General features: G+C 38.0%; 9 protein-coding genes and 1 pseudogene. 5 read left to right on the forward strand and 5 right to left on the reverse strand.

What is annotated here, in order from left to right:
* Positions 1-409, forward strand: a 409-nt coding sequence (locus CXF76_RS02380) for a GNAT family N-acetyltransferase (protein ID WP_232785085.1), incomplete at its 5' end; no start/stop codon positions are given.
* Between the two features lie 36 nt (positions 410-445).
* Here CXF76_RS02380 and CXF76_RS02385 read toward each other — a convergent pair.
* Both CXF76_RS02385 and CXF76_RS02395 read right to left on the reverse strand, forming a co-directional pair.
* A complete protein-coding gene (locus CXF76_RS02385; RefSeq protein WP_024590892.1) occupies positions 446-808 on the reverse strand; it encodes a hypothetical protein in 363 nt (120 codons plus the stop codon).
* A 1,002-nt stretch (positions 809-1,810) separates the two neighbouring features.
* Positions 1,811-2,785: a transposase gene (locus tag CXF76_RS02395; RefSeq protein ID WP_101162974.1), complete on the reverse strand. Its 975-nt coding sequence runs from the start codon at positions 2,783-2,785 to the stop codon at positions 1,811-1,813.
* 90 nt (positions 2,786-2,875) lie between these two features.
* On the opposite strand from CXF76_RS02395, the pseudogene CXF76_RS02400 reads away from it, so the two are divergent.
* Both CXF76_RS02400 and CXF76_RS02405 read left to right on the forward strand, forming a co-directional pair.
* A pseudogene (locus tag CXF76_RS02400) lies at positions 2,876-3,253 on the forward strand (DUF2238 domain-containing protein); the annotation flags it as partial.
* 52 nt (positions 3,254-3,305) lie between these two features.
* A complete protein-coding gene (locus tag CXF76_RS02405; protein ID WP_101162975.1) occupies positions 3,306-3,758 on the forward strand; it encodes a GNAT family N-acetyltransferase in 453 nt (150 codons plus the stop codon).
* A gap of 39 nt (positions 3,759-3,797) precedes the next feature.
* Here the strand turns inward: CXF76_RS02405 and CXF76_RS02410 are convergent, their stop codons facing one another.
* The 3 genes from CXF76_RS02410 to CXF76_RS02420 all read right to left on the reverse strand — a co-directional run bounded on the left by CXF76_RS02410 (position 3,798) and on the right by CXF76_RS02420 (position 7,246).
* Positions 3,798-5,132: a hypothetical protein gene (locus CXF76_RS02410; RefSeq protein WP_101162976.1), complete on the reverse strand. Its 1,335-nt coding sequence runs from the start codon at positions 5,130-5,132 to the stop codon at positions 3,798-3,800.
* A 605-nt stretch (positions 5,133-5,737) separates the two neighbouring features.
* On the reverse strand, positions 5,738-5,917 hold the full coding sequence (locus tag CXF76_RS02415; RefSeq protein WP_007375469.1) for a DUF6435 family protein: 180 nt from the start codon (positions 5,915-5,917) through the stop codon (positions 5,738-5,740).
* Between the two features lie 153 nt (positions 5,918-6,070).
* Positions 6,071-7,246 (reverse strand): PQQ-dependent sugar dehydrogenase, encoded by a 1,176-nt coding sequence (locus CXF76_RS02420; RefSeq protein WP_101162977.1) that lies wholly within the window; start codon positions 7,244-7,246, stop codon positions 6,071-6,073.
* Between the two features lie 266 nt (positions 7,247-7,512).
* Between CXF76_RS02420 and CXF76_RS02425 the strand changes: the two genes are divergently transcribed.
* Positions 7,513-8,556 carry a flavin reductase family protein gene (locus CXF76_RS02425; RefSeq protein ID WP_101162978.1) on the forward strand — a complete coding sequence of 348 codons (1,044 nt, stop codon included), beginning with the start codon at positions 7,513-7,515 and terminating at the stop codon, positions 8,554-8,556.
* Positions 8,553-9,594 (forward strand): fatty acid desaturase family protein (locus CXF76_RS02430; RefSeq protein WP_101162979.1); only part of this gene is annotated, 1,042 nt, incomplete at its 3' end. The genes CXF76_RS02425 and CXF76_RS02430, both read left to right, overlap by 4 nt.

Genomic DNA, 9,594 nt, shown 5'->3' on the forward strand with positions numbered 1-9,594 from the left:
ACTTAACTTTAACGTTATTTATAACTTTATTGCTAATAGCTATTGGGCCAAAGGCATTCCTAAAAGCGTGATGCAATCAGCTATTGATAACTCAATGTGCTTTGGTGTTTACAGCGCTCATAATGAGCAAGTTGGATTTGCCCGAGTAGTGACCGATAACGCCACTTTTGCCTATTTAGCCGATGTATTTATTGCCCCGCAATCGCAAGGAAATGGGCTGAGTAAGTTACTTATTAAAACGATAGTAGAGCACCCTGAGCTGCAAGGGCTCAGGCGCTTTTTATTAGCGACTTCTGATGCGCATGGCCTTTATGCGCAATACGGGTTTAAACCGATAGACAACCCAGCACTGCTAATGCAAATAAGTCCTGAGAATGTGTATGATGAAAATAATAGTGAGGTCTATTAAGCGGGGGGGAAGAACAAATTCCGTCTAATGTTCTTGTTAGGTATTACTTACGCCAAACCTCATTTTTACTAACTTAACGGTCTCATATAGCAGAACAAGTGACATTGTATAAACTGGCAAGATAGCAACTTGCATTAAACTAGATCCACAATCTCCATTACCATAACGCAACATTTCTAATCCAGAAGGAATACATGCAATCACCAGTATTGTTATGGGAAGATATAACCGCTTAACTTTTTGCAAATACCTAGTTAACGTTGCAAGAATACCAATGATTAGAGAAATAGAAAGTAAGTTAATTGAGTCATTCCAATTTTGCTCATAACCAACACCATTAAAACACGCATACGATTGTGATGAAAAAATTAAAACTAGTAGCGTGATTCCAAACTTCATGTAATACCTAATGAAACTGTAGAATAACTCCAACAGCCAAATTGAATAAAAAACCAGTTCCTGTAATTAACTCTAAGCGTTTTAAAGCATTAGGTAATGCACTTGGAACCCATAAAAGAGGCTGCTTTTCTTAAAAAAGAGTAATTCTACAGCCTCAACGCCGCAAATAAACGGCAAAAAATAGTTAGCTAAAATTTGTGAGGAACGAACAAAGCCAACTGTTTTTTGTCCGCACTTTTAATTTGTTTTGTTAGAAAGCCTGCATCCCATACTCAAGGCTTTTATTTCTGAGTTGAAAAGATACAACACGACTGTGTTCGTCGTAACTTACGATTTGATTCATAGTCTTACTTTTAAAATAGTCACCAATCTCACTAGCTGAAATATCTCTAGAAAATAAGACAGTGTGACTAACTAAGCTTTCCTTACATGCTGGTATATAAGAGTTACTCTTGCACCTATCATCTAAAGTTGGCATTAAGACAGAAACCGAGTAAAAATTATTAGCTTGTTTGTCAGCATCTAAATAGACTCTTGTGCTTACAGTAGCAACCATACAACCAGAACCAATATAGTATTTATGAGAACGGCCGGAAATATTAAACCAGACAGCCACTCCAAATCAATAAAGTCAATCTAGGCTAGACTCACTTTTTAGGTTAAGAATTTATCTTTTACTACTCAGTTACTTACTTTTCATCCATAAAATAACTCATTATCACGCTTAAACCTAAATTACACGCATCGTAATAACTGCATGATGCAGTTGTGATTTATTACTGAATAGCGAAGATTAAACTAGACAGCCACTCCGAAAAAATAAAGTCAATCTAGGCTAGGCTCACTTTTTAGGTTAAGAATTTATCTTTTATTACACGGTTACTTACTTTTTATCCATAAAATAACTCATTATCACACTTAAACCTAAATTACACGCATCGTAATAACTGCATGATGCAGTTGTGATTTATTACTGAATAGTTTTACTGAGTAGTTTAAATTTTATGCCAGTAGCTTTTCGCAGTTACTGATATTCGCTCGCCGCTTTCGCTTTAAGTTTCCACAATAACTTGCTTGTGAGGCTGGCCTGCCAACTGCGCCATGAAATACGCGCGTAAATTGGGTTGTAAGCTTTAACCAGTTTTCGGGGGAAATATTAACTCTTTCGAGTAAGGGTAAGTGTGTACTTTTAATATAACCGCGTTTATCCTCTCGTATACAACGCCCTGTTAATTCAACAAGTTCAAGGTACGATTTAAGCTCAAACGGGAGTCCTTTTGGCATTATCTGACGTGGCATTCCTGCAAAGCGCAGTAGTTGTTTTGGTTGTTTGCCTTCTTTTGCGTATGTTAGTCGTTGTTTAACGCTGGTGTGGTCTGATTCCTCAGGCGTTTTAGCCATTTTAGCTCTAATTGGGTTTAAATCGACATACGCCATACAAGCGGCAAGTGCTGCTTCATCTAGTAATGCTTGTGATGTAAATCTGCCTTCCCAGAACCGTCCTGTGCAGTTATCTTCTTTATTTGCTCTGCGCGCAATGCCTTCATTTAACAGCCTCATAAACCAGCTAATACTTGCTAGGCGTTCTCGGTATTGTTTAACCGTTTGATTGAAAAAGATGAGTTCAACTTTACTTAGCTTTTCACCTTGTACATATTTTTGCGTTAGCAATGTGCCTTTACAGAGTTTATGCCAGCGAATAACAATCGCTTTATCATTTAGCCTATTTGCTTTCTTATCATCAACATACAATACTAAATGGGTGTGATTACTCATGACGGCATAAGCACATACATCAATACAAAATACTTTAGCTAATTCAAGCAGCTTATTTTCAACCCAGCCTCTGCGGTGCTCGTAAGATTGACCTGTAAAGTGGTCTTCACCACATAGAAATGCACGGCGCACGCAACGCGAAATACAGTGATAATATTTTGTATCAACCAAACTTACTTGACGCTTTCTTGCAATTGCCATGTGACACCCTGCTTGTTTTTTGCACTAAATAAAGGCTAGCCTCTAACTTCGAAAAGTGCAAAATTTAGGATGGGTGTCTTGTTAATTGATTCCGAAGTCCCTTTTTTCGATAATCTATTTGGTAGCGAGCGTAATAACTACGACAAAGTAGGGCACTTTTTTCAAGGGTTTGTACCAGCACTACTAGCACGCGAAATTTTACTGCGCAAAAAAGTAGTAAATGGTCGAGGCTGGCTAATCACCTTTGTTATTTCGGTATGTTTAGCATTTAGCGCTTTTTACGAATTAATAGAGTGGTGGGTTGCAGTGTTAAGCGGCGAAAACGCAGAAGCATTTTTAGGCACGCAAGGTTACGTGTGGGATACCCAATCAGATATGGGACTGGCGTTATTTGGGGCTATTTGCTCGCTATTAGTACTTTCAAGAGTACACGACAAACAGCTAAAAAACGTTAAAGATTATTTATAGAAAAAGTTATATAAACGCTTATAAAAGCATTGGTAAAAAAGACTACTAACGTATGACAGTAAACACTAGTAACTACTCAATAAGCACAGACAAAAGCAAACTTAATTTTAACGTTATTTATAACTTTATTGCTAATAGCTATTGGGCCAAAGGCATTCCTAAAAGCGTGATGCAATCGGCTATTGATAACTCAATGTGCTTTGGTGTTTACAGCGCTCATAACGAACAAGTTGGCTTTGCCCGAGTAGTGACCGATAAAGCAACCTTTGCCTATTTAGCCGATGTATTTATTACCCCAGATTTGCAAGGTAATGGTCTGAGTAAGTTACTTATTAAAACGATAGTAGAGCACCCTGAGATACAAGGGCTCAGGCGCTTTTTATTAGCGACTTCTGATGCGCATGGCCTTTATGCGCAATACGGGTTTAAACCAATAGATAACCCAGCACTGCTAATGCAAATAAATCCTGAGAATGTGTATGGTAAAAACAATGGTGATACCTAATAAACGGGAGCGAAGAACAAATTCCGTCTAATGTTCTTGTTATGTTTTTTTCATACGATGCCATATGAAAGCAGGTGTCTTTTTCAGCTTTTGATATTGAGAAACTCCTGATAAAGACTCTGTAAAACCACTTGCAACGCCGAGTCCTAACATAGCTAAAAAAGGAATGGCTGAACCACCACTGACAATTGATGCAGACAACCCGCCTAAACTTACTAATGAACCTTTAGTAAAGCCTGATTTCATGGCACTTAGGCTATTACTGACTTCTTTAATTTGAGGTTCAATTTCATTAGAAAATAACCTCCTAGCTCTCCTATTGAATTCTTCACCTTCATAGCCAGAAAGCTCTCCTGATAGGTCTAGTAAAGTTTCATTAAAACGCTGATATAGTTGAGGGTCTTTTGTACGAAGTGCAAGTATTGTTTCTGGGCTATCAATATTCAACAGAGTACCATTAGCATCGAAAAAGCCTTTTGCCTCCTCTCCTTGGTTAGGATTCCTCTCAGTTGTCATATTTAATAATTTAGCTTCGAATGGTGACTCAGTTATATAAGTATGTCCCAGCTTTTGAGAAATGCTTGATTCAGTAGATATTCCAATTAATCGTGATCGCATAGCTTGATTGATTGTTTGATAAGACCAAAAATCAAATTTCTCTTTGCTTAATGTCCCTTTAGGATCCCACTTGGTTTTCAATTTCAATATTTCAGAGTTATCTATATCAGATTCAGTAACGCCTGTTTGAAATAAATAAAGGCTTGTTCCATTTTGCCAATAATCATTCTTAAAACTAACATTTAAAGCCATTCGACGATTTACATCTGCAAGTTCAGACAGCAAATACATACCACCATTTTCATTTGGAATGACAGATTTTTGTACTGCATTTTTATGAATATAGTCATGTATTTTTTCGGGGATTGATGATTTAAAAGCATCATCAGAAGCTAAAATTGGGATTTCATTTTCATTAGGCTGAACCAGATCTAATAACGGATAAACCTTTACAATGTCAGATCGGATTAATTTAAAAAAATACGAAAATAAATTAAGCCCTTCAATTAGATCTTTATATCTAATGTCACCTCTAACCATTAATGGGTCATTAATTATTTGAGACTCATATATTAACGCCGATGCTAATATTTTTGAATTAGTTAAATCAACTGATGTAGAGCTGTATAAACCACTTAACCGACCTGATACTGAAACATTCTTTAACTCTAAGGGAAATTGTACTGCTCTTGACTGTATATAGGCAGATATGCGTTTAGACACCTCATGATCAGGCAAAGAAGATATGTCACAGATTGCCCCTTGGGCACTTAATAACCCTACTTCAATCAATGTATCTAATGCTAAGTTGCTCAACACATTCTCCTAAAACATAATAGCTTTATCAGAGGACACTTTCCTCTTTTTATGAGTAACGCATGTCCTCTTAATTATTTTTAATATTAATAACAAATCCTGTAACACATTGCGAGTATTAAACTTTAAGTCGGGCTGTTCTTTTAATAACATGCAGAAAGAGGAAAACGTCCTCATTTTTTGACTTAGGAGGAAAAACGCCAGCGCGGTATATAAATGCAGCAATTAAGTATTTAAAATGAAAACCAAATCCGATTTTAAATCATTTAATAGTCACTAAAAAACGCCAGAGATAACGTAAGTAACCGCTTTAAGACACTTGTTTGTGTAAGCATATTATAAAAGGTGGTTTAGGGATGGTAGAAGCTGTAAACGAGGTTATGATTTATCTACTAAACGCGTCTTCCTACTTTTAAAACAGGGCAGACGCGTTTAAGTATACTGATACCAATCGACTTAAATATTTAGCCTTTCTAGCGTGCTAAATAAAGCGTTCACGGCGTTATAAATCTCTCATGTAGAACAACTGCATGTCGAAATTTATGCCTTGTTATCACTCTATTTATCCGTCGCTATAAATGTCTAATAACTTAACACGATTGGTATTATTTGGCTTTTTTAGCCTCTAGAGTTTCTATTTCACTCCAGATTTTTTCGGCTTCTGCACTTAACATGGCGAAGCTTTTAATGTCGCCTTTTCTTTGTGCCTGCATGCCTTGCTCTAGTTTTACGTCGTATTCTTTACGCAGTTTTTTTACGGGGTCAGGCTTTAAAAATGAAAACATTAGTATTCTCTTAATTTATTAAATTATATGTAGTTAGTGTACGCATTAATGGGCTTAATAGTTCTTTGTTTGGTGAAAATGTTTACTTTGCGATTTAAAAGCGCAAAGTAAACGCAGTGTAATTATTAACGTACTGTGTGCTAGTTCTAGTGCTTACTTTTCTGGCTCTAGGCGTTTAATACCTTGGCCATCAATACCTAAATAAATAAAACCATCACTGCCTTGGGCTAAGCTGCGTACTCTGCCAATTCCATCGAGTATTTTATATTGCTTAACAACCTTACCTTTTGAGAGCTCTAGTGCGCTAATGAATGCAAACTTCATTGATGCTAATAATAGCTTACCTTTAAGCTTTGGGTATTTATCACTCGTTACATACAACATATCGGAAGGGGCAATTGAAGGAGTCCAATGTAATACGGGCGATTGCATGCCGTCTTTTTCTTTAAGGTCGGTAAACTTGGTACCGCTGTAGTTAATGCCATAACTTACTAAAGGCCATCCGTAGTTAGCGCCTTTTTTTATAATATTAAGCTCATCGCCGCCGCGTGGTCCGTGTTCGTGAGACCATAAAATATTATTTTGATTATCAAACCACATGCCCTGTGGATTACGGTGCCCATAAGACCATGCTGCATGTTTTGCATCTTTTTGTTTAACAAACGGATTGTCGCTTGGGATACGGCCATCATCGTGTAAGCGATAAATTTTACCGCCGTCCCGCGTGAGATCTTGTGGGTTTATGTCGCGCGAGCCGCGATCGCCAATTGAAAAATAAACATAACCTTCATTATCAAACACAATACGGCTGCCGTAGTGCTGGCCTTTGGTAGTATTATGCTCGCCTTTGTATAGCAATTGCTGATCAGACAGCTGCGTATGATCGCTACTTAGTTTGGCGCGCATTAAGGCGGTGTTACTTCCGCTTCCTTTGCCCTCACTACTTGAGTAACTAAAGTACAGCCATTGGTTTTGCTTACTATCGGTGTGTAGTGATAAATCAAGTAATCCACCTTGGCCATTAGCGTCAATGTCGGGAAGCCCTGAAACCTTAGTTAATTTAGTGGTATTTTTAGGTAATAAAAATAACGCTCCACTGCGCTCAGATATTAGTAAATCACCATTAGCTAAAGGCTCAATAGCCCAAGGTATAACTACACCTTCTGCCGCTGTTACTGCGTTAACGCTAAGCGATAAAGTATCGAGCTGCTTATAGTTTTTTACGTAATCGCTTTTTGCATGCGCGGGTGCGTTAGTAGCAAATATAGCAACGGCTAAGCCTGCACTTATTAGTTTAGGGAGTGTGTTATGTGACATTAAATTTATCATTATGGCTTCCAAAATTAATCCAATCTTACACAACCTTATCATGGCATAAATCAATTTGTTAAGTGTTGAGTTGAATGAAAAACACACACTTATATATTTTAAAATTACTTCTTCACAGGAAATTGTTTTAGCAAATTGCGCTAATAAAAATTGAATAATTACTCTATTGGGGTTGAAAACTTAAAATTTGAGCGTACACTTGTGCGCTGAAGTTTGGGCGTACACGTGTAAGTTCAAAGTAATTAAGATTCGATAGAGATTTAACCATGATGACTCAAGTATTAAACCAATTTTCAAAATGGTTTTTACACCATCAAAGTTTTGCAGGCTACATAGAGCCCGTAATGCAGGTGTTTAAACCTGCGTGGCGTGCAGGGCAGTTTAGAGCGCAAGTAGTTAGTACAGCTGTACTTGATGGCGGTTTTTTAAGTGTGCAACTTAAGCCAAGCAAACAATGGCGGGCGCATACGTCAGGGCAACATATAAGTTTAACGGTTGAAATTAATGGGCGATTATTAACACGCGTTTTTACCGTGGCCTCAAGCGCTCAACAATTTAAAAATACTGGGTTAGTGCGTTTACTAATCAAAACAAATGCGCAAGGGCGCTTTACTGGCTTACTCAGCAGTGCATTAAAAGCGGGTTTGTGGTGCAATATTTCTGCGCCAAGCGGCGACTTTGTATTTAAAAACACACATACACCAGCCACTTTTATTGCAGGCGGCTCGGGTATAACACCTATGCTAGCTATGCTTGATGATTACTTAAGCCAAACTACGCAAAAAGTGTCGTTGGTGTATTACGCAAAAGCCACTGAGCATCAATGTGTTGATGAGCTAAGTGAGTTGGCGGCGCAATTTGAGCATTTTTCGTTTTTATTGTTAACGCGTGAGCAATCAAGCGATATAACCAGCAATATTAAGCCGTGGGAAAACCCAGACATTTACTGCTGTGGCCCTGCAGCATTTATGCAAACGGTGAGCGATTTTGCTAAAACGCATAAGCTAAATTACTACCAAGAAGCATTTGGTTTAGCGCTGCCTAGCTTAAACGACGACAGCCAATTTAATGTAAAAATTAACGCCAGTGCCCATGTTGTATCGGGCAACGATGTTTTACTACCTCAGTTTGAAGAAAAAAAGCTACCCGTTAAACGTGGTTGCGGTATTGGTATTTGCCATCAATGCCAATGTATTAAAAAGTCAGGCGTGGTACGTAATTTAAAAACAGGTGAATTGAGTGACAACGGCGAGCAATTAATACAACTTTGCGTAAGCCAACCTGTTAGTGATTTGGAGTTACAATTATGAAAAACATTAACTACGACATGCTCGCAAGCGAGCTAGATGCCATTAAAATGGACACCCTTGGCAAAGTAGGCCAACAAGATGCTGACTATATTCGCTCTGTTGTACGCAAGCAGCGAGTGTGTGAATGGAGCGGGCGAATTTTGCTAATGCTTGGTTTTATTCAGCCATTATTATGGGTTGCAGGCGTGTTGTTATTAGCACTTGCTAAAATTTTAGACAATATGGAAATTGGCCACAATGTAATGCATGGTCAATACGATTGGATGAACGACAAGCAACTCAACTCACAGCATTATGAATGGGACATAGCGTGCGATGGACAAAGTTGGCACCGCGTTCATAACTTTGAACACCATACGTATACTAATATTATTGGTAAAGACAGAGACTTTGGTTATGGCTTGTTGCGTTTAAGCGATGATTTTAAGTGGCGCTTTAAAAATGTATGGCAGTTTTTTACATATATTAATTTAAGTGTGTTATTTCAGTGGGGCGTGTCGTATCACGAGTTAGCTGCAGAGCGTGTTTTTATTGGTAAAAAGAAAGAAAACCGCGAAGGGCTTGTATCACACTCTACATTAAAGCAGCGCTTTTTTAGTAAAGGCGCTCGCCAGTTAGTTAAAGATTATGCGATATTTCCGTTACTTGCAGGGCCTTTATTTTTATGGGTGTTAGCGGGTAATTTAGTGGCAAACTTAATTCGTAATTTATGGACATCAACCATAATATTTTGTGGCCACTTTACCGAAGAGACCGAAACCTTTAAAGAAGAAGACTGTATAAACGAAACCCAAGGGCAGTGGTATTATCGCCAAGTACTTGGCTCGTCTAATATTAAAGGGTCGCATTGGTTTCATGTTTTAACGGGGCATTTGAGCTGCCAAATAGAGCATCACTTATTTCCTGATATGCCGTCTTCGCGCTACCAAGAAGTTGCACCTCAAGTACAAGCCGTTTTGAAAAAACACGGTATTGATTATCATACAGGTGGTTTTTTTAGACAGTATACGTCGGTGCTAAAACGTATTATTAAATATT

This window comes from Pseudoalteromonas sp. 78C3, assembly GCF_002836695.1.
Classification (GTDB): domain Bacteria; phylum Pseudomonadota; class Gammaproteobacteria; order Enterobacterales; family Alteromonadaceae; genus Pseudoalteromonas; species Pseudoalteromonas arctica.